Origin of the sequence: Candidatus Pantoea rara, from assembly GCF_051136265.1 — a bacterium.
GTDB classification, from domain to species: Bacteria; Pseudomonadota; Gammaproteobacteria; order Enterobacterales; family Enterobacteriaceae; genus Pantoea; species Pantoea rara.
In genome coordinates this window covers 2070360-2093547 of sequence record NZ_CP194942.1, presented here as the reverse complement: position 1 = coordinate 2093547, position 23188 = coordinate 2070360, and the positions used below count along the sequence as shown (strand labels likewise).

Here is a 23188-nt window from a genome sequence, read left to right as displayed (position 1 = left end):
GGGAAGAGGTAACCATGCCGGTTAATGTCGATCTCAACGATCTCTACGCGTTTCGCGCGCTGGTGGAGTTTGGTAATTTTCGCCTGGCGGCGGAATCGATCTGCCTCTCTCAGTCGGCACTAAGCCGCCGCATTGATAAGCTCGAAACCACGCTGGGGATTAAACTGTTTGAGCGGACCACGCGCCGCGTCACGCTGACGCTGAAAGGGCATGCGTTTGCGCAGCGATCGGAAAAGCTGCTGGCCGATTTTGAAGAGGTCATGGCCGATCTCAGTGAGGTGAGCTTAGCCCGCACCGGCCTGATCAGGGTGGCCTGCGTGCCGTCAGCCGCCTACTATTTTATGCCCAATATCATCCGGCTGTTTCAGGCGCGCTATCCAAAGGTGCGGGTCAAAATGATCGACAGCAGTGCGGCCAACGTCTATGACGCGGTGATTGGCGGGCAGGCCGACTTCGGCATCAGTTTTTCCAGCCGCTCTCAGCCGGATGTGCTTTTTCAGCCGCTGATGGATGACCCCTACGTGGCGGCCTGTCGGCGTGACCATCCTGTCGCCGCGAAAAAGAGTCTGAGCTGGCAGGCGTTTTATCAGTATGAGTGGGTAGGGCTGGATAAAACCTCCGGCAATCGCAACCTGCTGGATCTGGCGTTGCAGGCGGTTATACCGGAGAAACCCTGTATCTGTGAAACCCGGCACGTAACCACCATGCTGGGGATGGTTGAGGCGGGGCTTGGCATTGCTGCCGTCCCCGCCATGGCGATGCCGGGCTACGATCACGCCATGCTGATGGCGGTGCCATTAACTGACCCGGAAGTAAAACGCACCGTGGGCCTGTTGCGTAAAAATGGCCGCACGTTGTCGCACATTGCCAGCGAACTGGAGAACCTGATTATTGAACAGTATCAGCGACTTTGACCGGTTTTGACGCTTTTACGGTGTGCAGTCCGCTGGCGTGGACCGCCTGCTGAGCCTCCGGCGAGGCGAGCCAGTGCAGCAGCTTCGCTGCCTCATCCGGCTGCGCGGATTTGCTTACCACGGCACCGGCAAAACGAGTGGTGTATTGCAGGTTGTCCGGCAGTTCGCCAATAAAGGTTACGCCTGACACCGGCAGCAGCTCACTGACCTGTTGAAAGCCAATAGTGTATTTACCGGCTGCGACCTCTGACGCCACCGGGATGCGCTCAACCTTCACCGCCTTCGCCTTAACCTGATCCTCAATGCCCAATCGGCTGAACAGCTGGCGGCTGACATATTGGCCGCTGGCGCTGTCGGAGTAGGCGATGGAAGAGGCGTTCAGCAGGGCAGCGCGCAGCGCGCGTTCACTGCCGATGTTAACTGGCGTGGCCCCTTTTTTAATGACCGCGCCGATGCGTGAGTCTGCCAGCTCAACCCGTGAACCCGGCCGCGTTTCGCCCTTTTTTTGCAGATCGCTTAACGCATCGCCGACCATAATCACCACATCGGCCGGCTCACCGCGCGCCAGTCGCGCCGGAATCGCCTGCGGCGTCTTGCCCATTGAGGGGCCAGCCACGGTGTTGATGGTGATCCCTTCCTGTTTTGCGAATTGTGGCGATAGCGTATCCCACGCTGCTTTAAACCCGCCGGAGATCATCACCGTCAGTTCCTTTGCCTGTGCCGTGGCGCTGCCCGCCACGCTGAACAGCAGGGCGGCGTACAGCGACATCGTTTTCAGTTTCATCTTCAGTTCCTTAGCTTACGGTTTCATGGGCTGGCGCGACAGCGCTGCGGGTACGTCGATAGAGATAAAGTGTCGCCCCCAGGGCGCAGACTGCCGCAAAACTCATCCAGTAGCCGGGTGACGCTTTATCACCGGTCATCTCAATCAGGCCGGTTGACATCACCGGGGTAAAGCCGCCAAACAGCGCGGTTGCCAGGCTGTATGCCAGCGAGAAGCCCGCCACACGGACTTCCGCAGGCATGATTTCGGTCAGCGCCGGGATCATCGCGCCGTTATAAAGACCGTAAATCATCGAAAGCCACAGCAGCACGCCCAGCATCATCGGGAAGCCCGGGGCCGCCGCCAGCATGCTCAGGGCCGGGTAGGTGGTGACAATCGCCAGCAGTGTCATGGCGACCAGTACAGGTTTACGGCCAAAGCGGTCGGAGATTGCGCCGCCAATCGGCAGCCAGACAAAGTTAGACACTGCCACCAGCAAGGTCACCAGCAGGCTGTCAGAGGCACTCAGCAGCAGCACTTTCTTGCCAAAGGTCGGGGCATAAACCGTAATCAGGTAAAACGCTGTTGTGGTCATCGCCACCATCAGCATCCCGGCTATCACCACCTGCCAGTTACTCAGCAGGATACGGAACACCTGCTTCACATCAGGATGGCTGCGACGTTTGTTGAATTCCTGGGTCTCTTCCAGCTTGCGACGCAGCACGAAGATAAAGGGCACAATCAGGCAGCCAGCCAGAAATGGAATACGCCAGCCCCATTCGCGGATAGCACTCTCTTCCAGCACCGCGTTGAGGATAAAGCCCATCGCCGCCGCGACCATAATCGCCACCTGCTGACTGCCTGACTGCCAGCTGGTGTAAAAGCCCTTACGGCCTGGTGTGGCGATCTCCGCCAGATAGACCGATACACCGCCCAGTTCTGCACCGGCGGAGAAGCCCTGTAACAACCGACCGATCAGCACCAGCATTGGCGCCCACAGGCCAATGCTCTGGTAGGAGGGGATTAGCACGATCATAAAGGTGCCCGCCGCCATGATGGAGAGCGTGACGATCAGCCCCTTACGACGGCCGACCTTATCGATGTACGCCCCCAGCACGACTGCGCCGATAGGGCGCATCAGGAACCCTGCGCCAAACACGGCAAAGGTCATCATCAGTGAGGCGAACTCACTGCTGGCCGGAAAGAAAGCATGGGCGATATACGTGGCATAAAAACCGAACAGAAAGAAATCGAACTGTTCGAGGAAATTGCCTGAGGTAACACGAAATATGGCGCCAATCCTGGCGCGGTGAGTCATGGGTAAGGTTGTCTGCATCAGTAACTCCAGTAAGGTTTGACGCTTTTTGAAGCGTTTGTTACTGGAGAGTGGATCAGCGCCCCGCGCTAAATAAGTGCAAAAAGGGCATTGATTGATGTGTGCTTCGCATGATTGCCAGATGTTATCATTTAAACATGTTTTAATTCATTCACTTATATCGATCAGTGGCTTTTGTGCACCTGTTATTGAGTCTGAGACGGGTTTACGGAAATGTGACAGAATTCATAAGCGTGTTACGGGCTGCCCGGGGATTCTGGCCTGTCTGAAGCTGCTCATGCAGATCCTGGCGGCACAAGGGAACAACATTCAGATGTGCTCAATCAGCGACGGTGATTGCGAAGACCTGACGTAAATGCCGGATTCCCGCTTCGGAAAACGCGACTTCACGGTAGCCTGGCTGGCGGGTGAGCCAGCCCTGCGCGTTAAAGGCGGTCAGCAGCGCGCCACCTGCATAGCCGCCGAGATGGAACCGGCGTTCACTCCAGTCGAGGCAGCCACAGCACGCTTTGCGGCGTCCGGGCTGCGACAGATCAATCCGCAACGCCGCAAACTGCTGCTGGCCGTAAAGGGTGACCGTGCTGCCCTCCGGCGTGATCCAGCCCTGTTTCGCCATAGCGCTGTAGATCTGCACTGCGATTTCACCCGCCAGATGGTCGTAACAGGTGCGGGCGATACGAAGCGATGCTGGCGTACTGCTCTTCGGCACGTCAATCCGTCGCCACGACACGCCCATCATGTTCTCAATCAAAGCAGCAATGTCACTGCCAGCTAGCCGGTAATAATGGTGACGACCCTGCGCTACACAGACGATCAGACCGCTGTTCATTAACCGGTTCAGATGAGCGCTGGCGGTGGAGGGCGCCACGTCGGTGACGGCACTGAGTTCCGTGGCGGTCCAGGCCCGCCCATCCATCAGGGCTGACAGCATCTTCACCCGTGAAGGATCGGCCATCGCGGCAGCAACGCCTGCAATCGCGTGCTCAAGCGCGTCGCTGTCGTCCGGTGCATTTTGCGGTTGCGATCTTGCCATCAGATTACGGTGCCCATTCTGTGGTCAGCCTGGCGGCTGATGCATTGTTATCGGTCATCAGGATCAGCTGATTAGCGTGATCGCTGTATTGCAGCAGGATGTTGATCCCGGCATCGGCAAGCCGAGCCGTGATCGACCCCAGCTCGCCGGGACGCTGCTGCGGTAGCCTGCGAATCAGCGGGATGTTAACAGCCTCGACGGCGATCCCCTCCGCTTCCAGCACAGCACGTGCCCGTTCGCCTTCCGCAACCAGAAAATGGGCGTGGCTCAGTTCACCAAAAGAGAACAGGCCGCCACCTTCCAGTCCAATTCCATGATGGCCCAGCAGTGTGGTCAGTCGGGAAAGGGTGCCTGGACTATTTTGCAGGATCACGTGAATATCGAACATGTTAATTTACTCCCTGAAGTGAGGCATATTCTCTGACCAGCGTGACGATGCGCAGACGATATCCGGCAAAAAGGGTTTCACGGCCTTCCCGCTGTGCGGCCTGATGGCACAGGTTGCGCTTCCAGGCCAGCACCGATTCTTCATCGCGCCACCAGGAGAGCGAGAGAATTTTTTTCTCATCGGTCAGGCTTTGAAAGCGCTCAAGAGAGATAAATCCGCTGTTTTGCATCAGCAGCGGTTTCAGATCGGTAGCCAGTTGCAGGTAACGCATCTGGTGTTCAGGTCGGGCTTCGGCTTCAAACAGGACGGCAATCATCGCGATCTTCCTTTGGATGTAAAAAAGGGGGTGAGCGAAAAATAGCGGGCGGGGCGACCTGATGCTTCGGCCGGTAACGAAATATGGCTGCAGCCAGCCAGTGCAACCTCATGATGGAGCAGACGATATGTTTAGCGGACTCAGTGCCTTTCCCCTCACTCCCTTTGCTGATGGCAAACCCGATGAAGCGGCCTTTTTACGACTAGTGCGCAGGCTGACTGAAGCAAAAGTCGATTCCCTTGGCGTGCTGGGTTCTACCGGCAGCTATGCCTATATGACCCGCGCGCAGCGCAGGCGAATCGCAGAACTGGCGGTTGAGCATGCAGATTCGATTCCGGTTATGATTTGCATTGGCGCGGTAAGCACAGACGAGGTGCTGACGCTGGCGGAGGACGCGCAGCAGGCAGGCGCATCTGCTTTACTGCTGCCGCCGCTGGGTTATCAGGCATTGAAAGAGGATGAGGTGTTCGGGCTTTTTGAGAGCGTGACACGCCACGCTTCGGTACCGATTTGCATTTATGACAATCCGGGCACTACCCATTTTACATTTTCTGATGCGTTGCTGAGCCGAATCGCCGCACTGCCCGGTGTTGGCTCAGTAAAAATTCCGGGTGTACCCGCGGAGCAATCTGCGGCGAATGATCGCCTCGCTCAGTTGCGCAGCACACTGCCTGATTCCGTGTCGATTGGCGTCAGCGGCGATGCCTTTGCCGCTAATGCATTGATTGCAGGCTGTGATGGCTGGTATTCAGTGTGCGGCGGGCTGTTTCCGCGCGTTGCAAAAGCGATGACTGACGCGGCAGCCGCAGGCGATCATCAGAGCCTCAGGGCGCAGTCCGATCGCCTGCAGCCGTTGTGGGCGCTGTTTCGCCAGCACGGCGGTAGTTTCCGGGTCATAAGTGCCGCAGCAGGGCTGCTGGGATTGACCGAACGCGACTGCCTGCCGCGTCCGCTGTTGCCGCTCTCCTGTGCGGATAACCAGCAGATTGCTGATGTGCTCGCGGCACTCGATCTCACTTAACGTTACAGAAGGCGTTAACCGTGCCGCACGAGGTTAAAGCCTTCCTCCGTCTGCGGCGGTTCAAAATAGCGGGTAATCAGCGTGAACTGCTCGTCCGTTGCGGCAAAAGCGTGTTCGCCGCCCTGATTGCGGGCATGCAGACGTGCTTTACATAGCGCGTCTGGCACATCCAGATAATGCAGGCAATGGTCGGCAGAGGATGCCTGAATAATCGAGCGCATCCAGTCGCGATTCGCCCGGGTGTTTGCCGGAAAATCGAGCACTATCGATACACCTGCATTAAGCAGTGCTACCAGATGAGGCGTCATCGCCTGTCTGAGTTTTGCTGCAACACGCACGTAATCTGCCACCGATTGCATCTCATTTTGCCAGAGCGCGGCCAGCCACTGATCCTCGCTGATTACGACACAACCGGGCGCAGTACCCAGCTCGGTTGCCAGCGTCGATTTCCCGGAAGCAATTTTACCGCACAGCAGATGCAGCGTGGCGGGGGATGAGGTCAGGGCCATATCTCTCCTTTAACAACCGGGTCATAAATGAGTGCGCAAAACGAGTCTCGCCAGCATGAAATCCAGGCTAACAAAAGAGAAGGGAAACAAGCAATAACAGAACTGAAATGGCAGCTGTGTAAAGCCCGGAATTACTGCGCGTAACAGCAGTCGTAGCTGAGAGCAGCACTGCGATGCAAAAAACTGGCGGCCTATACGGGAGAGGTAACACGCCTGAACGGGGAAGTGTGCTCAGGCGGAGTCCGGAATTTGAATGACACTATCAGAGAGCAGCTGCGCTGAACATTGAGCCACAGGTTTCATTTTTTTGCCATCAGCAAAGTCAGTAGTTCACGGCAGCACGCTTCTTCTTCGGTGCTGTCAGCGGAAGCCAGGTGACGCAGCAGTTCCATGCAGCTTTTTTCCTTGCCCGCTTCCATTAACTCTTCAATCAGAAAATTAAGCTTGTCCTGCTCTGATGCAGCAAAAGAGGAGGTGAATTCATTTTTGACCGGAAGAGTATGAGTCACCGGCAACGTAAGGGTATTTTGCATTGGCATATTACTGTCCTGTTTCGGGTTAAAAAACGCACTGTCATTGCTATTAAACTTATACAACGATCGCTGTTTTGTACAGAAATATGCCAGATTGATTTTTAAGCCGAAGCTAAGCGTAGCGCGGGTGCGGAGTAAATGCTGGCTAATCATTTAGTTAACCTGAGAAGGGATTTCAGAAAAATTTTTCGGGTTTTAAGCCCTATTCGGGCAACGGGAAAAAAGTCCTGAACACAGGTGTTCAGGGCGGCCCTGTGGACCGCCTGCGCTGTTATATGGCCAGGAAATCTTCGCGTTGTGGTGTAAAGGTATCCAGCAGCACACCGGCCTCAAGACAGATACAACCATGAACCACATCGGGCGCTTTGTAGAGTGTGTCCCCTGCGCCAACTTCCCGTGTTTCACCATCAATGGTGAAGGCAAAGCGTCCGCTCAGGACATAGGTCAGCTGCTCATGGGGATGGTGATGCAGCGGGCCGATGGCGTCTTTTTTAAAACACACCTCAACCGCCATCATTGTGCCGCCATAAGCCAGTACGCGGCGGGTCACGCCGTTACCCAAATCTTCCAGTGGTCGCTCTTTATGGTAGATAAACATCGCTATCCTCACGCGGTAGTGGGCGCTGCAGTGGCCGTTTTGTGATGGGTCTCACAGCACCAGGGTCAATTAGTCCATGCACTTTAGTGGTTTTTCTCTAAAATGAAACGGTGTTTCATTTATTTTATGAGGGTAGATCATGAAAATCGCGTTAATGATGGAAAACAGCCAGGCCGCTAAAAACGTTACCGTGCTGAAAGAACTGGAAGGCGTCGCGCAGCCGCTGGGCCATCAGGTCTTCAACGTCGGGATGAGCGATGAGCAGGATCACCATCTGACCTACATTCATCTTGGCATCCAGGCCAGCGTGCTGCTCAACAGCCAGGCGGTGGATTTCGTGGTCGCGGGCTGCGGCACCGGGCAGGGTGCGCTGATGTCGCTGAACATCCATCCGGGTGTGGTCTGCGGCTACTGTATCGATCCGGCGGATGCTTACCTGTTCGCGCAAATCAACAACGGCAATGCCTTATCCCTGCCATTCGCCAAAGGGTTTGGCTGGGGTGCTGAACTTAATCTGCGCTTTATCTTTGAAAAAGCATTCACGGGCGAGAAGGGCAATGGCTATCCGCCAGAGCGTAAAGAGCCGCAGGTGCGCAATGCCGGCCTGCTGAATCAGGTCAAGGCTGCGGTGATCAAAGAGAACTATCTCGACACCCTGCGCGCCATCGATCCTGAACTGGTACGCACCGCCGTCAGCGGCCCGCGCTTCCAGCAGTGCCTGTTTGAGCATGGCAAAAATCAGGAGATCGTTGCCTTTGTGCGTCAGCTGACTCACTAAGCGCGCCGATTTGACAGGGCCGGTCTGACCGGCCCTTTTTTTATCTTCTCTCAGCGTCCGCGACTATTCAGCTCTGCTGCGCCAGCACCGCATGATTGTGGCGACTCGCTTCCACCAGCATCCGCGTATAGGGCATTGCAGCGCGATCGGCTACCAGCGTCGGCACATCCAGCGTCTCCAGCACGTTGCCCTGTTGCATGACTGCTACGCGATGGCAAAGATGCGCCACCACCCCGAGATCGTGCGTCACCATCAGATAGGTCAGGTTCTCCTGCTGCTGCAGATCGCTGAGCAGATTCAGGATTTCTGCCTGCACTGAAACATCCAGTGCTGAGGTCGGCTCATCCAGCAACAGGACGCGCGGTTCTAAAATCAGCGCCCTTGCAATCGCCACGCGCTGACGCTGCCCCCCGGAAAGCTGATGGGGATAGCGCGTCTGCCAGGCACGGTTCAGCCCGACCTTATCCAGCATCGCCACTACCCGCTGCTGGCGCTGACCGATGCCCTGAATCTGCAACGGCTCTTCAAGGATATCACCCAGCGTGTGACGCGGATGCAGCGAGCCGTAAGGGTCCTGAAACACCATCTGTACCTGCCGACAGCGCGCCCGTTCGATTCGATGCGTCAGCGGCTGATTATCAATCGTCAGCTCTCCCTGCCAGTGAGTAAACAGGCCCGCCAGGCACTTCAGGACCGTCGTTTTGCCTGAGCCTGATTCACCGACCAGCCCGAAGATTTCACCCTGTTTCACCTGCAGATTCACGTCGAACAGCACCTGATTCCGTGCACCCTCATCACCGAAGCTGAGGTTGAGATTTTTCACGTTAATCATCACCACTCCTTAGTCAGTTAGCCAGCTTGCATGACGTTGTAACACCGGCAGGCGCGTACGGCGGCGGTCCAGGTCGGGCAGTGCTGCCAGCAGCCCCTGCGTGTAAGGATGCTGCGCGCGGTCGAGTTCACTGGCGGCCAGCGACTCCACCACGCGCCCGGCGTACATCACCAGCACCCGATCGCAGAAACTGCGCACCAGATTGATATCGTGACTGATAAAAATCAGCCCCAGCCCGCGTGCTTTCACCAGATCATCGAGCAGTGCCAGCACCTGCAGGCGCACCGAGACATCCAGCGCAGAGGTCGGTTCATCGGCAATGACCAGTTCCGGTTCAGTAATCAGCATCATGGCAATCATCACACGCTGCCCCTGACCGCCGGAAATCTCATGGGGATAAAGCTGATAGACCCGTTCAGGATCGCGGATCTGCACCTCCTCCAGCATCGCCAGTGCCCGCTGACGCGCCGCTGATTTCTGGTCGCGATGATGACTGCGCCAGGCCTCGGCAATCTGCTCGCCCACCCGAATCACCGGATTCAGCGAATATTTCGGGTCCTGCATAATCATTGAGATGCGTTTGCCACGAATGGCGCGCATCTGCGCCGGGCTGGCGTGCAGCAGGTCGATATCGCCAAACTGCATCCGGCTCGCCTCGATGCGCGCCTTCGCCGGATGCAGCTGCAGCAGGGCGCGGCCCACAGTCGATTTACCGGAGCCGGACTCGCCGACAATCGCCAGCTTCTCCTGACCGAGCTGAAAGGAGACGCCGCGCACCGCCGGGGTTGCCTGGCGTCCGTTAACAAAGTTCACGTGCAAATCGCGCACGTCGAGCAACGGTGAGGCGTTACTCACTGCGGGGATCGAGCAGGTCACGTAGGCCATCTCCTAAGAAGTTAAATGCCAGGCTGTTAATCAGGATCGCCAGACCGGGTACAGTGACCACCCACCAGCACTCCAGCATGTAGGTGCGGCCGCTGGCGATCATCGCGCCCCATTCCGGATCGGGCGGCTGCGCGCCCAGCCCAAGAAAACCCAGACCGGCGGCGGTGAGGATAATGCCCGCCATGTTCATGGTGATGCGGATAATCACCGACGGCAGGCAGAGCGGAATAATGTGCTTCCACAACACCCGCAGCGGCGACGCACCCTGTAAACGGACCGCCGAGATAAAGTCCGCCTGTCGCAGCGACAACGTTTCGGCGCGCGCAAGACGGGCAATGGGCGGCCACGCCGTGAGCGTAATGGCAATCACCACATGCTCCAGACCCGGTCCCAGCGCGGCAACAAACGCCAGCGCCAGTACCAGGCTCGGGAAGGAGATGAAGATGTCGGTAACGCGCATCAGCACGCCGTCAACTTTGCCGCCGAAGTAACCGGCGGTAATGCCCAGCAGCAGGCCGAGCGGCCCGACAGTGACCGACACCAGCAGCACGATGTAGAGCGTGATGCGCGCGCCCCACACCAGACGGCTGAAGATATCCCGGCCAAACTCGTCGGTGCCGAACCAGTGTGCCGCGCCGGGCGGTGTCAGCGCATTGTTCAGATCCTGAATCAGCGGATGATACGGCGCGATCCAGGGCGCAAAGAGAGCAACAATGCAGAGCAGCAGCACAATGCCGCCGCCAATGGCGGTCAGGGGGTTACAGGCCATGCGCCAGAGGAAATAGCCGCAGCGGGCTGCAAACCGCTGGCAGCGTGCCAGACGCTCGCGGGATTGACTCACAGACGCAGTGTCAAAGGAGATCGTCATACTTTGGTCCTCGGATCGAACACCTGATAGAGCAGGTCGGAGATCAGGTTAAGCAGCACAAAAATCAGGCCCACTACCAGCACACAGCCCATCACCGCATTCATATCGCCCAGCATCAGGCTGCCGGTGAGGTAGGAACCAAAGCCGGGCCAGGAGAAGACCGTTTCGATCAGCACCGCACCCTCCAGCAGCGAGCCATAAGCCAGCGCCACGACGGTCAGCAACTGCACCAGGATGTTGCGGAAGGCGTGCTGCCAGATCACCTGCCATTCAGTCAGGCCCTTGACCCGTGCGGTGAGAATGAACTCCTGCGACAGCTGCGCCAGCATAAAGCTGCGCGTCATTCTGCTGATGTAAGCCATAGAGTGAAAACCCAGCAGAGAGGCGGGCAGCACCAGATGATTCAGCGCGTTCCGGAACACCTGGCTGTTGCCGGCCAGCAGAGCGTCAATCAGCATAAAGCCGGTGCGATGGGGCACGATGCCATCCAGGCTGAAATCCACCCGTCCTGCGCCGCCGACCCAGCCGAGATGGGCATAGAACAGCAGCAGGCCCATCATGCCGACCCAGAAAATTGGCGTGGAGTAACCGGCCAGACTGAGCATCCGCACCACATAGTCGATGACGCTGTTACGGCGCGCCGCCGCCAGCACACCCAGCGGCACGCCGAGGCCCGCGCCAATCACAATCGCCAGCGTGGCCAGCTCTACGGTGGCGGGAAAGACGCGCAGGATGTCTTGTACTACCGGCTGGCCGGTGAGCAGCGCATGACCGAGATCGCCATGCAACAGCGCGTTAAGGTAGATGCCAAACTGTACCCACAAGGGTTTATCAAAGCCGAGCTGGTGGTAGACCTGCTGGTAAGTGGCGTGGTCGGCGTCGGGGCCGACAATCGCCAGCACCGGATCCAGCGGCATTACCCGGCCAATAAAAAAGGTCAGCAGCAGCAGGCCGAGCAGGGTAATCAGCACCTGCACCGCGCGATGGCTGATGCGGCGGCACTGATGTCGGGTCAGAGTGAGGGTCATTGTGTGCCTCCCGCCAGGGCTTCAGGGGTTTTCCAGACGTCGCGCAGGAAGGTGGTCGCGGAGGGATGGGGCTGATACGCCTGCACCCGGTTACTGACCACCACGGAGTCGAGCATTTGTGAAATGGGCATCAGCGCAGGCACCAGCTGGTCATAGCGTTGCTGGATGGCGAAATAGTCTTGCTGCTGACGGGTTTTGTCGCGTTCAACCAATGCCTGATCGATCATGCGGTTGAGCTGTGCGTCGTAGAAACCGGTGCGCCAGCCCTGGAAGTTAGTCAGCCGGGCGCTGTCCGCATTGTTCGGGTTGTAGACCAGCGAACGCAGGCTGGAGTGGGGATGCGGCTCCACGCCGCTGCCGCCGCGTCCGACCAGCAGATTAAACTGGCGATCGCGCATTGCGCCATAAATCTGGTTACCGGTGCCGGTAATGATTTTTGCGCGAATCCCGCCCTGCAGCAGCGTGGACTGCACCGCGATGGCGATATTCAGGAACGGCTGATCGGCCAGTACCCTCAGCGTAGTGTCGAAGCCGTCCGGATAACCCGCTTCAGCCAGCAAGGCCCGGGCACGCGGCACATCAAGCCGGTAACCGGGGTCGGGCAGCGTGGCGGGCATCCCGGCCTGAATAGGGCGCTGATGGAGTTCGCCGTAGCCGGTCATCAGGCTCTTATTGATGCCCTGATAATCGACCAGATAGCGGATCGCCTCACGCACTTTGATATTCCCGAAGTGCGGATCTTTCATGCTCATTGCCAGGTAGTAGAGTGTTCCTTTTCTGACGGCGTCGATGGTGAGGTCGGGATCGTGACGCAGGGCGCGCACGTCCGGGATTGCCATGTTGCTGGCGATATCCAGATCGCCTTTTTCCATCATCAGCCGCAGTGTCTGCGACTCCTGCAGGTGACGGAACACGACCCGTGACATTTTTGCTTCGCCGCGCCAGTAGTCTGCCGCGCGGCTCATCCGGAGCACATCTTTTGCCTGCCAGACATCCAGCCGGAACGGGCCGGAGCCGGCTTCATGGGTCGTGAGCCAGCGGTTGCCCCAGTCACCCCCGACCTCATGCTGCTGCACGGTTTTGCTGTCCAGTACCACCATGCTGCCCAGTGCCGCCAGCGAGTAAATCACCAGTTGTGGATCGTTTGGCTTCGGCAGGGTGATCACCAGCGTGCGGTCGTCGGGGGCGGTGATCATCTGGTCAACGTTGTCGCGGCTGAAGCCGTACGATTTCCACACCGACGCCTGCGCCAGGTTCAGATGCAGCACCCGTCGCATCGACCAGACTGCATCGGCGCTGGTGAGGGGATGACCGGAATGAAACCTGACGTTGTTGCGCAGATGAAACGTCAGGGTGCGGTTATCCGGGCTGACTGACCAGCGTTCTGCCAGCGCCGGGCGCACCTCGGTGAGCTGTTGCGGGTTCAGCTCCACCAGGCCGTCATAGAGATTGACGACAATGCCGACCACCTCGTTGCCGGTCATGGCGGCCGGATCCAGGGTGAGCAGGTTGTTCATGTTCATGCCGATGATCAGCTGGTCATCCGGGGTCTTCGCCTGGATTGACGCACTGCCCGTCAGAACCAGCAGCGTGATCAGCCACGCGCCACATCGTTGTGTCAGGGTCATAGGTAAAGTCCAGCAGGTCAGAGGTTTTCCCGTTTACCGCGTTGTCAGAGCAGCGCGGTAACGGCGTTATTATTATTTGCTGTACTTCATTACCAGCGGTTCAGGGTGTGGGTCTCAATCCAGCTGAAGTTGATATCTTCACCCAGGCCGCTGCGGGTGGGCAGAGTGACAAAGCCCTGATCGTCCATCGGATCAATCAGGCTGTTGAGGTAGGCGGGCGGCGTCTCATAATCCAGGAAGGGATGCAGCAGGCCGCGCTCATACCAGCGGCAGTTACGAATTGCCCCGACCACCGCCAGGCTGGCCGCGCCGTTGCCGTGCACTTCACAATCCATGCCAAAGGCTTCAGCCAGACTGGCCACTTTCAGGGTGGCGGAAATGCCACCCACGCCGTTGGCACCGGCGCGCAGAATGTCGCAGGCGCCCGCGCGGACCCAGTCTGCGCGGCTGTGATGCTTGCCGCCCAGACTCTCCGGGCCGAGCACGTCGATGGAGAGGTTGTCGGCCAGCCAGGCGTAAGAGGCCATGCTTTCTTCCTCCATGGGCTCCTCGAACCAGGCGAAGTTAAGCTTTTCCAGCGCTTTGCCGATGGTCAGCGCGTCGCTGCGGCTGTACCAGTGGTAGCCATCCAGCATCAGTGCGATATCGGGACCCACTGCTTCGCGCACTGCCGCGCAGGCTTTGATATCCATCGCCGGGCTGGGCGCAAAGGAGACCGGCGGCATCCAGGTGTGCAGCTTGATCGCCTGATACCCGCGCGCCACCAGCTTTTCCGCAAACTGTGCATATTCATCCGGCGTCGATAAACCGCCGTTCAGCTCATCGCCACACATGGTGCTGCCATAAGCCGGGATCTTCTCGCGATAGCCGCCCAGCAGCTTGTGGACCGGCTGTTTCAGTTTGCGCCCAATCAGATCCCACAGTGCCTGCTCCACAGCGGAGAGTGCACGTTCGGTGAGCTGGTGGGCGCTACCGCGCTGCCAGTGTGCCAGGTCCTGCCACAGACGCTCACGGTCAAAGGCGTTCTGACCGATCAGCACCTTGCGGAAGAAGGCGTTAACCACGTGGGAGCGCACCACTTCCGGCGGCGCCAAGGCATAACCGCAGTCGCCATCCTCACTGGTCAGGGTCAGTAACGCCATCTGCGCATCATTTTCCGGACCGGGATGGGAGTGGCCAGCGCTGTCGGCACAGCGCTGGGTGGGATAGGTGAAAAGGGTGACATCAATGGCGCTGATCTTCACGGTTAAGCTCCTGTGGCAGGCTATCCTGACTGATTATTAAAACGCTGTTTCATTTTCAATCTAGCGTTCACAAATCATTAACGCATTAGCCAAAACGATACGATTGATGGCTAATATGTGTGCATCTGCCCAGGATGTTGTGAACATATTCACGAAAGCTGACCGTTTTGTGAGCAACGACACGCTGCGCTTTTTGTCTCTGGAAGCTGACTTTTCACCCTCCTCGCTGCCCGTTAACCGCCGCCGCAAAAAACATGTGCCCGGGACTTCCCCTGACAGCACTTTTAGGTAATAGTAACGCCGCTTTACATTAATAATTCTCATTATCATTTGTGCGGGCTTTTACAATGAAAAAATGGTTTTTAGCACTGGGGCTGCTCACGCTGGCAGGGACGGCTTCGGCCAAAATGATTACCGATGTCGCAGGCCGTCAGGTCGAGGTGCCACAGGAGGCCAAACGCATCATTCTGGGTGAGGGCCGTCAGATCTATCTTCTGGCGGCGTTTGATACCAACGCGCCGTTTAAACGGGTGATTGGCTGGCGTGATGACCTGCACAAAGCCGACTGGGACGGGTATCAGGCTTATGAGAAACGTTACCCGGAAATCAAAAAATTACCGACCTTTGGTGGCGCCAAAGATGGCACGTTCAACGTTGAGCAGGCATTAACGCTGAAGCCCGATCTGGTGCTGATGAATCTGGAATCCAAAGCCGCTACTGATGAAGGCAAGTTGATCGAAAAACTGCAGGCAGTTGGCGTGCCGGTGGTGTTTATCGATTTTCGTGAAGCGCCGATGGTGAACGCGGAGAAAAGCATCCGCATCATGGGCGAACTGGTGAACAAACCGGCACGGGCTCAGGAGATCATCACCTTCCGCCAGCAGCAGATTGACCTTGTGACCTCGCGTCTGAAAAATTTCACCGGCTATCGGCCGAAAGTGATGATTGACCGCGCAGGCGGCTACAGCGACGAGTGCTGCATGTCGTTCGGCAATGAGAATTTTGGTCAGATGGTGGAGATCGCGGGCGGTCGCAACATCGCCAAAGATCTGATTCCTGGCACCTTCGGCACCGTTAACCCTGAGCAGATTATCGCCAGCCAGCCGGATGTGGTGGTGGTAACCGGCGCAAACTGGAAGAACTACAACACCGTAGGCAAATGGGTCGGCGTCGGTCCGGGTGCCAATGTCACCGACGCCACATCGCGTCTGAAAGCGCTGATGATGCGTGATGCCTTTAAAACCTTACCGGTCGCGCACAACGGCAACGTCCACGCCATCTGGCATCAGTTCTACGACAGCCCGTATCAGTTTGTGGCTATCCAGGCACTGGCGAAATGGCTGCATCCCGATCTGTTTGCCGATGTGGATCCGGACGCCACCTTCCGCGCGTTCCACGAGAAGTTCCTGCCGCTGCCTTATCAGCCAGGATACTGGGTGACGTTACCCGCTGATAAGCCCTGACTGACCGGCGATGACAGGGACGTCATCCGCCTGATTTGGAATTCCCTTCGAATAAACCCTCTGTTTCTCTTCAGATTTACTAATCTTTTACAGGCGCGGGGTCGGTTGCTCTGAGCAGCGCGACGTCTGACCCGATCCGCATTCACGTTAAAAATGGAGAGAAACATGCGCAATACCCTGGGAAGATCGGCCTTTGCCGTGACGCTGTATGCTCTGCTGGAGCCTGTGCCGCTGGGCTTTTTTGTGGCGGCCTGGCTGTTCGACATCTTATACATGCAGACCTTTGTGCAGTTCTGGACGGATGCCGCCAGCTGGCTGATTGCGCTGGGACTGATCGTGGCGATTGTGCCAAGACTCATCGCGCTGATTTATCTGTTTCGTGGCAGTGACAGTGCGGAAAAAGGCCATTTCTGGCTCTGGCTGGTGGCGATTGTGATCGCTATCGTCAATGCGTTTATTCACAGCCGTGATGCCGCCGCTGTGATCCCGCTGGGCGTGACGCTTTCGACGCTGGTGGTAGCGCTGCTGCTGCTGGCGAATGTGCAACTTGCGTTACGTCAGCGTAGCGCTTAAGGAGGAGCCACCATGAACATACCGCATAAAACGCTGCTCGCGCTGACCCTGACCGCCTTGCTGGCAGGCTGTGATGAGGGTGCGCTGGTCGATCCGCAAAAGCAGATCGGAGCGAATCCTGAACTGCCGCAGGCGAAGAATTTCTTTATGCCGCCGATGCAGGTGCCGGAAGGCACGCCCTGGAAAGCCGGGGAGATGCCAAAAGTGGCTGACGGGCTGAAAATAGAAAAAATTGCTGAGAATCTGCAGCACCCCCGTCAGGTCTACGTACTGCCGAATAATGATGTGCTGGTGGCAGAATCTAATGGGCCACCGAAACCAACCACCCGGCCTAAACAGCTGATTATGGGTCTCGTGCAAAAAGCCTCGGGTAAAGGTGGCGCAGGTGGCAACCGCATTACGCTGCTGCGTAATGTCAATGGCAAATGGGAGCAGCATCGCTTTATTGAGAATCTGCATTCACCGTTTGGCATGCAACTGATTGGCAATACGCTCTATGTGGCGAATGCTGACAGCCTGGTGAAGTTCCCGTATCGCGAAGGCGACACGGAAATCCGGACTGCGCCAGAAGAGGTGACGGAACTGCCCGGCGGACCGATTAACCACCACTGGACGAAATCGCTGTTAGCCAGCCCCGATGGCAGCAAGCTTTATGTGGGTGTCGGTTCTAACAGTAACGTCACCGAGAACGGCATTGGCGCGGAGTATCGCCGTGCAGCGGTACTGGAAGTGGACGCGGCCAGCGGTGCCAGCCGAATCTACGCCAGCGGACTGCGCAACCCGACCGGATTACAGTGGGAACCGCAGAGCGGCAAGCTGTGGGCTGTGGTCAATGAGCGTGATGAAATCGGCTCCGATCTGGTGCCGGACTACATGACCTCGGTGCAGGATAAAGGCTTTTACGGCTGGCCCTACAGTTACTTTGGTCAGCATGTCGATACCCGTGCCGAACCGCAGCGTCCCGACCTGGTAGAGAAGGCGATCAAGCCCGATTATGCCCTGAGCTCGCATGTTGCCCCGCTGGGCCTGCTGTTCTACGGTGCCGATAACATGCCGCAATATCGGGGCGGTGCGTTTATCAGTGAACATGGCAGCTGGAACCGGACGCCGCTCAATGGCTACAAAGTGGTGTGGGTGAAGTTCGAAAACGGCAAGCCGGTGGGTCAGCCGCAGACGGTGGTTTCGGGCTTCCTGACGGATGATGAAAAGCAGGTGCGTGGTTTGCCGGTGGGTCTGGCCAGCGACAAACAGGGCGGCGTGCTGATTGCGGATGATGCAGGGAATACGGTCTGGCGTATCAGCGCCGCGAAGTAGGTTCTGTGCTGCTTTTTTAAGCAGAAAGCAGGCATAAAAAAAGGATTTGGCATCTCGCCAAATCCTTTATTTTTTTGTTCGCTACCCGGCTGGTAACCGCGCTGCGAACGAGGTGCTCAGCACTCTCCACAAACCAGATTGTAAAATGTGCGGCTAAGGATTTCAAGTTTCGCCAAAATGCTGTATGTTTATACAGGTGTTGAGTGTTGAGCATCGCCTCATTGTCGACTGGCCGCTCCCAGGGGCACGGTTTTAAAATCCCGGCAGGCATCAGGTGGTGCTGGCCTGTGGCTTTAACCATGAGTGCCGCTCAGCCCTCTCCACAAAGATGTGCTTAGGCGCCCGGCGGGTAGAGTCAAAGCCCTGGTTGCCGAACAGCGCGCTCCTGTAGAAGGAGAAGGAAAGTGATGGAACTGACTAAGCTGATTCTGGATCTTATCCGGGTCATCTTGCAGATCATCGTTGCCCTTATGCAACTGACCGGTCACGCAGGTTAACCGGAACTTGAAACAAGGCGGAGCTAACCACTCCGCCTTTTTTCTGTGTCAATTCTCTGTCATCAGGGGCGGGTAAGGTGGTGCGGCAAAGCACGCCGCCGGGGCGCTGCTTATTCAGACCGGGAATTTTATGTCCATTGCCGCCGTTATGCCCGCCCGTTTAGCCCACACCTGGATTGATGAAAGTGTGAAGATGCGGGAGACCACCGTGGGTCAGCAGTGTGAGATCCTGGCACACAGTTCGCTGGAATATAGCGAGCTGGGTGACTTCTCGTATGTCGGCGAACACTGCTGCCTGGCCGACACCCAGGTGGGGCGCTTCTGCGCCATCGCAAATCAGGTGCGGATCGGCGCACCGAATCATCCGATGGATCGCGCTTCCCAGCATCGCTTTACTTACTGCCCGGAGTATTACCATCCCGACGCCCGCCGCGATCAGGGCTTCTTTGCGGCCCGTCGCGCCGATCGGGCGGTGATCGGAAATGATGTCTGGATCGGCCACGGTGTGATTGTGCTGCCCGGCGTCACTATTGGTGATGGTGCCGTGCTGGCCGCAGGCACGGTGGTGACAAAAAACGTTGCGCCCTACAGCGTGGTTGGCGGTGTGCCAGCCAGACCCTTGCGGGTGCGGTTTACGCCAGCGATTGCCGCCCGCCTTCAGCGTATTGCCTGGTGGAACTGGTCGCTGGAGAAACTGCTTGCGAATCTGCCCGATTTTCAGCACGGCGACATCGACGCGTTCTGCCAGCGGCACGACGGTTAATGGTCCTCCAGGGCCATTTTCCCGCTGACTGAGGGTGCGTCTGCCTATTTAAAAAAGAGCCAGCCCACCACGCTAAGCAGTCCCAGAGTCAACACGACAAACACTTTGCCGCGGGCAGAAGCATTCTGCCGATGCTGCTCTTCATTTCGAATATCATGAAAACGCGCCAGTGCGCGGTTTTCATCAAGGGCGGTCACTTCTTCAGACTGCTTTTCGTAGCCGTGCTGTGACAGTTGAGCCGCGCCCGCGCTGTCGTCTCTCTCCAGCACGGTAATCTGGTGACCCTTTTTAAAAAAACAATAGTCAGGCATGTGCTCCTCCTGGAACAGGGTGGCTGTGAGAAATAACCTATATGAACCGGCAGGGCATTGTATACCAAAGTCTTCTGGCAGCAGGTTCAGAAGTGGTCCGCCGGAGGGCGCGGCTATCCTGCATGACGGGACCCGTACCAGCAAAGAAAGGCAGAGGCGCTGACCGCAGCACCGGCATAGCAGACGGCCTGCCATCCCCAGTGGGCATAAAGCTGGGTAGCGGCAATCGCGCCCAACGCACTGCCCAGCGAGTAAAAGCACATATAGGCACCGACCAGACGACTGGCCGCCTCGGGCCGGGCAGCCACCAGCAGGCTCTGATTAATCACATGTACCGTCTGGATCGCGAAGTCGAGCAGGACCACCCCGACTATCAGCAGCAGTAGCGAGCTTTGCAGCGCGGCTATCGGCAGCCAGGAGAAGGTCAGCAGTACCAGAGCGAAGCCGGTGGCTCGCTGCCCCCGTCCCTGGTCAGCCCATGTGCCCGCTCTGGAGGCCGCCAGCGCCCCGGCCAGACCTGCCAGTCCGAACATTCCAGTCGCGGTGTGTGTCAGCGACAGATCCGTCAGCGGCAGCACCATCGAAGACCAGAGCATACTGAAGGCCGCAAAAATCAGCAGCGCGAGAATGCCTCGCCTGCGCAACAGCGGTTCCGTTCGAAACAGCCGTAAAACCGACAGTAACAGCTGAAGGTAAGCGTTGCGCTGCGGCTGGCCGGTTGTGGCAGGCAGCACTTTCACCAGTACCAGCGAGATCAGCAGTAACAGGCAGGCGGCCGTCAGATAGACCGCGCGCCAGCCCGCCAGATCGGCAATCATTCCGGCAATAAAGCGCGCCAGCAGGATGCCGATCACGATACCACTGGTCACGCTGCCCACCACCTGTCCGCGCTGCGTGGGCGATGCCAGCATGGCGGCCCAGGCCACCATCAGCTGTGTGACTACCGCCATTAATCCCACCAGCAGCATTGCACAGAGCAGCGTCATCAGGTCGGGCGCGAAAGCCGCGGCGGCTAACGCCAGCACGGAAAGCAGCAGCTGGGTTAGCACCAGTTTTTTGCGGTTGATGCAGTCGCCCAGCGGCACCAGAAAGAGTAATCCGAGGGCGTAGCCGGTCTGGGTGACCGTGACCACTGTGCCAATGGTGCCGGGAGAAACCTGCAGGCTGGTGGCTATCGATTCCAGCAACGGCTGCGCCGAATAAACATTGGCGACCGCCAGCGCAGAGGTGAGTGAGAACAAAAAGATCATCCGGGGCGAGAGCACCGGCATCGCGGCGGGCGATGGATCGGCTTCCTGAGCCTTGCATGTCGTCGTGGTCATGATTATGCCTTCTGGTTTTTATTTGAAACTGGATTAGCAATATCATTAACCGCGGTGGTTTTTTTTTGCAACTTCTTTTCAGGGTGGCTAAGCTGGGCTCATCAGACTGGCAGAGTGAGAGAATAAAATGGCTAAGCAGGAATCCCTGAGAACCAGCGAGTGTCCGGTTGCAAGAACCCTGGAGTCGATAGGTGAGCGCTGGTGCATGATGATTGTGCGTGAAGCCTTTGATGACGTTCGCCGATTCAGTGACTTCCAGCGCAACTTAGGGCTGGCGAAAAATATTCTGGCGTCGCGCCTGAAGCAGCTGGTGGAGATTGGGGTGTTTGAGATTGCGCCGGCCTCGGATGGCAGTGCCTACAGCGAATATGTCCTGACCGAAAGAGGCCGTTCACTGTTTTCGGTGATAGTGGCTATGCGCCAGTGGGGCGAACGTTATCTGTTTGAAAAGGGCGAGACCTACTCGGTGCTGCTGGATAATGCGGAAGGCAAGCCGCTGCCACGTCTTGAAGTTTATTCGTCTCAGGGACAGAAACTGGATCCCACCGACTGCCATCGTCAGCGGGTGATTGCGGAAGAATAACCGTCAGCGTATTGCCTCCTCACTGCACGCTGCACCTGACAGGCTGGCATCGCATGCGATCCCGATCTGCGTTGTCGGCCTGTCGATATCATCACATTTTCCAATGACAGGTTGCCTTGTAACTTGCCAATTCGCATGACATCCTCACTAGTTGTATAGACAGGTATCTTCAACCCTGGATAGGGCACGTCACTCTTTCAGCAAACGCGTCTCTCACTGCTTCAGCGAGGAATCTATGTCGGTCAAATCATCTGTATCAGATTATTCAGGCGCAGAGACACCGCGCCTGTCAGAAACCCGTTCCATTGATTACATCCCGTTGCGTGAACGTCACGGCCATCCCTTTAGCCAGTTTACGCTCTGGTTTGGTGGCAACCTGCAAATCACGGCGATTGTCACGGGTGCGCTGGCCGTGGTGCTGGGCGGGGACGTCGTGTGGTCGCTGACAGGCTTACTGGTGGGTCAGGTTCTGGGCGCAGCGATCATGTCGTTGCATGCTATCCAGGGCCCGCGCCTGGGTTTACCGCAGATGATCACCAGCCGTATGCAGTTTGGGGTGTTTGGTGCCGTCATTCCTCTGGTGCTGGTGTGCATGATGTATGTGGGATTTTCAGCCAGCGGGACCGTCCTGGCGGGGCAGGCGCTGGCTAAACTTATCGATGTCAGTCATTCCACCGGGATGATCCTGTTCAGCACCCTGATCGTGATCATTGCGGTGCTGGGCTATCGCGTGATTCATCAACTGGGGAAGGTGGCGAGCGTCATTGGCGTTTTAGCTTTTGCTTATCTGTTTATCACGCTGTTCACTACGCATGATTTATCCGTCGTGTGGCAGAATCAGCACTTTACCCTGGCAAACTTCCTGCTGGCGGTCTCTCTTTCTTCCTCCTGGCAGATTGCCTTCTGTCCTTATGTCTCGGACTATTCGCGCTATCTGCCAGCAGATGTCTCCGCGAGGAAACTCTTCAGTTCGGTCTTTTTGGGCACCGTACTGGGCACCCAGGCGTCAATGACGCTGGGGGTGATCGTTGCTGCCATTGCCGGAAGTGCGTTTGCAGGCAATGAGGTCGGTTACATCGTAAGTATGGGCAGCACGGCAACCATGGCTATGGTGATGTATTTCGCGATTTGCTTTGGGAAAATCACCTTTACCACACTGAATGCGTACGGCAGTTTTATGTCACTGACGACCATTGTCTCTGGCTTCCGGCAGCAAACTACGCTGAGCCGGGGAGCGCGCATTCTGTTTGTGGTTTTGATGGTGGCGCTGGCTTGCGTCATTGCTCTGCTCAGTGAACCGGCCTTCCTGAAATCTTTCACCCACTTCCTGCTCTTTCTGCTGGCTTTCTTTGTACCCTGGAGTGCGATCAGCCTGACCGATTTTTATCTGATCACCAAAGGCAGGGTTGATGTCCCGGCACTGTCGCAGCCGGACGGACGCTATGGACGCTGGAACCTTGCCGGTATTACCGTCTATTTTCTGGGCGTGCTGGTGCAACTGCCGTTTATCGATAATCCGCTGTACCATGGATCGCTCACCTGGATCTTTGCCGGTAATGATGTCTCGTGGATCGTCGGCTGGTTTGCGACGGCACTGTTGTGGCTGATCGCCAGCCGCTGGGATCGCCGTGGCACACCTGAACAGTCCATTTATCCTGCGGTGTGACCAGGTTAAGCCGCTGGGCGGC

25 protein-coding genes are annotated in these 23188 nt (G+C 57.4%); 9 read left to right on the top strand and 16 right to left on the bottom strand.

The window, feature by feature from the left end; all coding sequences use genetic code 11:
- Positions 1-14: 14 nt before the first annotated feature.
- Positions 15-914 carry a LysR family transcriptional regulator gene (locus ACR8BF_RS09835; RefSeq protein WP_434744873.1) on the top strand — a complete coding sequence of 300 codons (900 nt, stop codon included), beginning with the start codon at positions 15-17 and terminating at the stop codon, positions 912-914.
- On the opposite strand, the gene ACR8BF_RS09830 is transcribed toward ACR8BF_RS09835, so the two are convergent.
- The 5 genes from ACR8BF_RS09830 to ACR8BF_RS09810 all read right to left on the bottom strand — a co-directional run bounded on the left by ACR8BF_RS09830 (position 889) and on the right by ACR8BF_RS09810 (position 4750).
- On the bottom strand, positions 889-1698 hold the full coding sequence (locus tag ACR8BF_RS09830) for a molybdate ABC transporter substrate-binding protein (RefSeq protein ID WP_434744872.1): 810 nt from the start codon (positions 1696-1698) through the stop codon (positions 889-891). The two genes, ACR8BF_RS09835 and ACR8BF_RS09830, sit on opposite strands and share 26 nt — an antisense overlap.
- A gap of 10 nt (positions 1699-1708) precedes the next feature.
- Positions 1709-3013 carry an MFS transporter gene (locus ACR8BF_RS09825; RefSeq protein ID WP_434744871.1) on the bottom strand — a complete coding sequence of 435 codons (1305 nt, stop codon included), beginning with the start codon at positions 3011-3013 and terminating at the stop codon, positions 1709-1711.
- 319 nt (positions 3014-3332) lie between these two features.
- Entirely contained in the window at positions 3333-4046 is a 714-nt protein-coding gene (locus ACR8BF_RS09820) for an ArsR/SmtB family transcription factor (RefSeq protein WP_434744870.1), read from the bottom strand.
- Positions 4047-4050: 4 nt separating this feature from the next.
- Positions 4051-4434: an amino acid-binding protein gene (locus ACR8BF_RS09815; RefSeq protein ID WP_434744869.1), complete on the bottom strand. Its 384-nt coding sequence runs from the start codon at positions 4432-4434 to the stop codon at positions 4051-4053.
- 1 nt (position 4435) lies between these two features.
- Positions 4436-4750, bottom strand: a complete 315-nt coding sequence (locus ACR8BF_RS09810; protein WP_313699126.1) for an antibiotic biosynthesis monooxygenase family protein — start codon at positions 4748-4750, stop codon at positions 4436-4438.
- Between the two features lie 127 nt (positions 4751-4877).
- Here ACR8BF_RS09810 and ACR8BF_RS09805 point away from each other — a divergent pair, with 127 nt between their 5' ends.
- The gene (locus ACR8BF_RS09805; protein WP_179895786.1) at positions 4878-5771 is read left to right on the top strand and encodes a dihydrodipicolinate synthase family protein; all 894 of its coding nucleotides are present in this window, start codon (positions 4878-4880) and stop codon (positions 5769-5771) included.
- A 14-nt stretch (positions 5772-5785) separates the two neighbouring features.
- Here the strand turns inward: ACR8BF_RS09805 and ACR8BF_RS09800 are convergent, their stop codons facing one another.
- The 3 genes from ACR8BF_RS09800 to ACR8BF_RS09790 all read right to left on the bottom strand — a co-directional run bounded on the left by ACR8BF_RS09800 (position 5786) and on the right by ACR8BF_RS09790 (position 7411).
- Complete coding sequence (locus tag ACR8BF_RS09800) at positions 5786-6280, bottom strand: AAA family ATPase (protein WP_179895785.1); 495 nt, start codon at positions 6278-6280, stop codon at positions 5786-5788.
- Positions 6281-6579: 299 nt separating this feature from the next.
- Complete coding sequence (locus ACR8BF_RS09795) at positions 6580-6819, bottom strand: hypothetical protein (RefSeq protein WP_136199271.1); 240 nt, start codon at positions 6817-6819, stop codon at positions 6580-6582.
- Positions 6820-7084: 265 nt separating this feature from the next.
- Entirely contained in the window at positions 7085-7411 is a 327-nt protein-coding gene (locus tag ACR8BF_RS09790) for a cupin domain-containing protein (RefSeq protein WP_434744868.1), read from the bottom strand.
- 139 nt (positions 7412-7550) lie between these two features.
- Between ACR8BF_RS09790 and ACR8BF_RS09785 the strand changes: the two genes are divergently transcribed.
- Positions 7551-8189: an RpiB/LacA/LacB family sugar-phosphate isomerase gene (locus ACR8BF_RS09785; protein WP_003853539.1), complete on the top strand. Its 639-nt coding sequence runs from the start codon at positions 7551-7553 to the stop codon at positions 8187-8189.
- A gap of 67 nt (positions 8190-8256) precedes the next feature.
- On the opposite strand, the gene ACR8BF_RS09780 is transcribed toward ACR8BF_RS09785, so the two are convergent.
- From ACR8BF_RS09780 to ACR8BF_RS09755, 6 genes are all read right to left on the bottom strand, one after another.
- Positions 8257-9021, bottom strand: a complete 765-nt coding sequence (locus tag ACR8BF_RS09780; protein ID WP_179895783.1) for an ABC transporter ATP-binding protein — start codon at positions 9019-9021, stop codon at positions 8257-8259.
- A gap of 9 nt (positions 9022-9030) precedes the next feature.
- On the bottom strand, positions 9031-9897 hold the full coding sequence (locus tag ACR8BF_RS09775) for an ABC transporter ATP-binding protein (RefSeq protein ID WP_179895782.1): 867 nt from the start codon (positions 9895-9897) through the stop codon (positions 9031-9033).
- Positions 9869-10774, bottom strand: coding sequence for an ABC transporter permease (locus ACR8BF_RS09770; protein ID WP_434744867.1), 906 nt, complete (start codon positions 10772-10774; stop codon positions 9869-9871). The genes ACR8BF_RS09775 and ACR8BF_RS09770 overlap by 29 nt, the downstream gene beginning before the upstream one ends.
- Complete coding sequence (locus tag ACR8BF_RS09765) at positions 10771-11802, bottom strand: ABC transporter permease (RefSeq protein ID WP_292992514.1); 1032 nt, start codon at positions 11800-11802, stop codon at positions 10771-10773. Before ACR8BF_RS09765 ends, ACR8BF_RS09770 begins: the two co-directional genes overlap by 4 nt.
- On the bottom strand, positions 11799-13325 hold the full coding sequence (locus ACR8BF_RS09760; RefSeq protein WP_434745931.1) for an ABC transporter substrate-binding protein: 1527 nt from the start codon (positions 13323-13325) through the stop codon (positions 11799-11801). The genes ACR8BF_RS09765 and ACR8BF_RS09760 overlap by 4 nt, the downstream gene beginning before the upstream one ends.
- A 194-nt stretch (positions 13326-13519) precedes the next feature.
- Positions 13520-14674, bottom strand: a complete 1155-nt coding sequence (locus ACR8BF_RS09755) for a mandelate racemase family protein (RefSeq protein WP_434744866.1) — start codon at positions 14672-14674, stop codon at positions 13520-13522.
- A 347-nt stretch (positions 14675-15021) separates the two neighbouring features.
- Here ACR8BF_RS09755 and ACR8BF_RS09750 point away from each other — a divergent pair, with 347 nt between their 5' ends.
- The 4 genes from ACR8BF_RS09750 (at position 15022) to ACR8BF_RS09735 (ending at position 19284) form a co-directional block, all read left to right on the top strand.
- Positions 15022-16137, top strand: a complete 1116-nt coding sequence (locus ACR8BF_RS09750) for an ABC transporter substrate-binding protein (protein WP_434744865.1) — start codon at positions 15022-15024, stop codon at positions 16135-16137.
- 165 nt (positions 16138-16302) lie between these two features.
- Positions 16303-16710: a DUF2231 domain-containing protein gene (locus ACR8BF_RS09745; RefSeq protein WP_179895776.1), complete on the top strand. Its 408-nt coding sequence runs from the start codon at positions 16303-16305 to the stop codon at positions 16708-16710.
- Positions 16711-16722: 12 nt separating this feature from the next.
- Entirely contained in the window at positions 16723-18024 is a 1302-nt protein-coding gene (locus tag ACR8BF_RS09740) for a PQQ-dependent sugar dehydrogenase (protein ID WP_292992507.1), read from the top strand.
- Positions 18025-18651: 627 nt separating this feature from the next.
- Positions 18652-19284, top strand: a complete 633-nt coding sequence (locus tag ACR8BF_RS09735; RefSeq protein ID WP_434744864.1) for a DapH/DapD/GlmU-related protein — start codon at positions 18652-18654, stop codon at positions 19282-19284.
- A gap of 44 nt (positions 19285-19328) precedes the next feature.
- Here the strand turns inward: ACR8BF_RS09735 and ACR8BF_RS09730 are convergent, their stop codons facing one another.
- Entirely contained in the window at positions 19329-19595 is a 267-nt protein-coding gene (locus ACR8BF_RS09730; RefSeq protein WP_434744863.1) for a hypothetical protein, read from the bottom strand.
- Between the two features lie 113 nt (positions 19596-19708).
- Entirely contained in the window at positions 19709-20917 is a 1209-nt protein-coding gene (locus tag ACR8BF_RS09725; RefSeq protein ID WP_434744862.1) for an MFS transporter, read from the bottom strand.
- Between the two features lie 127 nt (positions 20918-21044).
- Here ACR8BF_RS09725 and ACR8BF_RS09720 point away from each other — a divergent pair, with 127 nt between their 5' ends.
- Positions 21045-21500, top strand: coding sequence for a winged helix-turn-helix transcriptional regulator (locus tag ACR8BF_RS09720; RefSeq protein ID WP_434744861.1), 456 nt, complete (start codon positions 21045-21047; stop codon positions 21498-21500).
- A 235-nt stretch (positions 21501-21735) separates the two neighbouring features.
- Positions 21736-23166 (top strand): purine-cytosine permease family protein, encoded by a 1431-nt coding sequence (locus ACR8BF_RS09715; protein WP_434744860.1) that lies wholly within the window; start codon positions 21736-21738, stop codon positions 23164-23166.
- Positions 23167-23188: the final 22 nt, after the last annotated feature.

Bases quoted from the DNA above. Each gene is read 5' to 3' on its own strand.
- ACR8BF_RS09735 (WP_434744864.1), top strand. From the start codon at position 18,652: ATGTCCATTGCCGCCGTTATGCCCGCCCGTTTAGCCCACACCTGGATT.
- ACR8BF_RS09805 (WP_179895786.1), top strand. From the start codon at position 4,878: ATGTTTAGCGGACTCAGTGCCTTTCCCCTCACTCCCTTTGCTGATGGC.
- ACR8BF_RS09725 (WP_434744862.1), bottom strand. From the start codon at position 20,917: ATGACCACGACGACATGCAAGGCTCAGGAAGCCGATCCATCGCCCGCC.
- ACR8BF_RS09745 (WP_179895776.1), top strand. From the start codon at position 16,303: ATGCGCAATACCCTGGGAAGATCGGCCTTTGCCGTGACGCTGTATGCT.
- ACR8BF_RS09810 (WP_313699126.1), bottom strand. From the start codon at position 4,750: ATGATTGCCGTCCTGTTTGAAGCCGAAGCCCGACCTGAACACCAGATG.
- ACR8BF_RS09740 (WP_292992507.1), top strand. From the start codon at position 16,723: ATGAACATACCGCATAAAACGCTGCTCGCGCTGACCCTGACCGCCTTG.
- ACR8BF_RS09760 (WP_434745931.1), bottom strand. From the start codon at position 13,325: ATGAACATGAACAACCTGCTCACCCTGGATCCGGCCGCCATGACCGGC.
- ACR8BF_RS09730 (WP_434744863.1), bottom strand. From the start codon at position 19,595: ATGCCTGACTATTGTTTTTTTAAAAAGGGTCACCAGATTACCGTGCTG.
- ACR8BF_RS09765 (WP_292992514.1), bottom strand. From the start codon at position 11,802: ATGACCCTCACTCTGACCCGACATCAGTGCCGCCGCATCAGCCATCGC.
- ACR8BF_RS09835 (WP_434744873.1), top strand. From the start codon at position 15: ATGCCGGTTAATGTCGATCTCAACGATCTCTACGCGTTTCGCGCGCTG.
- ACR8BF_RS09715 (WP_434744860.1), top strand. From the start codon at position 21,736: ATGTCGGTCAAATCATCTGTATCAGATTATTCAGGCGCAGAGACACCG.
- ACR8BF_RS09770 (WP_434744867.1), bottom strand. From the start codon at position 10,774: ATGACGATCTCCTTTGACACTGCGTCTGTGAGTCAATCCCGCGAGCGT.
- ACR8BF_RS09720 (WP_434744861.1), top strand. From the start codon at position 21,045: ATGGCTAAGCAGGAATCCCTGAGAACCAGCGAGTGTCCGGTTGCAAGA.
- ACR8BF_RS09820 (WP_434744870.1), bottom strand. From the start codon at position 4,046: ATGGCAAGATCGCAACCGCAAAATGCACCGGACGACAGCGACGCGCTT.
- ACR8BF_RS09790 (WP_434744868.1), bottom strand. From the start codon at position 7,411: ATGTTTATCTACCATAAAGAGCGACCACTGGAAGATTTGGGTAACGGC.
- ACR8BF_RS09780 (WP_179895783.1), bottom strand. From the start codon at position 9,021: ATGATTAACGTGAAAAATCTCAACCTCAGCTTCGGTGATGAGGGTGCA.
- ACR8BF_RS09800 (WP_179895785.1), bottom strand. From the start codon at position 6,280: ATGGCCCTGACCTCATCCCCCGCCACGCTGCATCTGCTGTGCGGTAAA.
- ACR8BF_RS09815 (WP_434744869.1), bottom strand. From the start codon at position 4,434: ATGTTCGATATTCACGTGATCCTGCAAAATAGTCCAGGCACCCTTTCC.
- ACR8BF_RS09750 (WP_434744865.1), top strand. From the start codon at position 15,022: ATGAAAAAATGGTTTTTAGCACTGGGGCTGCTCACGCTGGCAGGGACG.
- ACR8BF_RS09830 (WP_434744872.1), bottom strand. From the start codon at position 1,698: ATGAAACTGAAAACGATGTCGCTGTACGCCGCCCTGCTGTTCAGCGTG.
- ACR8BF_RS09795 (WP_136199271.1), bottom strand. From the start codon at position 6,819: ATGCCAATGCAAAATACCCTTACGTTGCCGGTGACTCATACTCTTCCG.
- ACR8BF_RS09825 (WP_434744871.1), bottom strand. From the start codon at position 3,013: ATGCAGACAACCTTACCCATGACTCACCGCGCCAGGATTGGCGCCATA.
- ACR8BF_RS09785 (WP_003853539.1), top strand. From the start codon at position 7,551: ATGAAAATCGCGTTAATGATGGAAAACAGCCAGGCCGCTAAAAACGTT.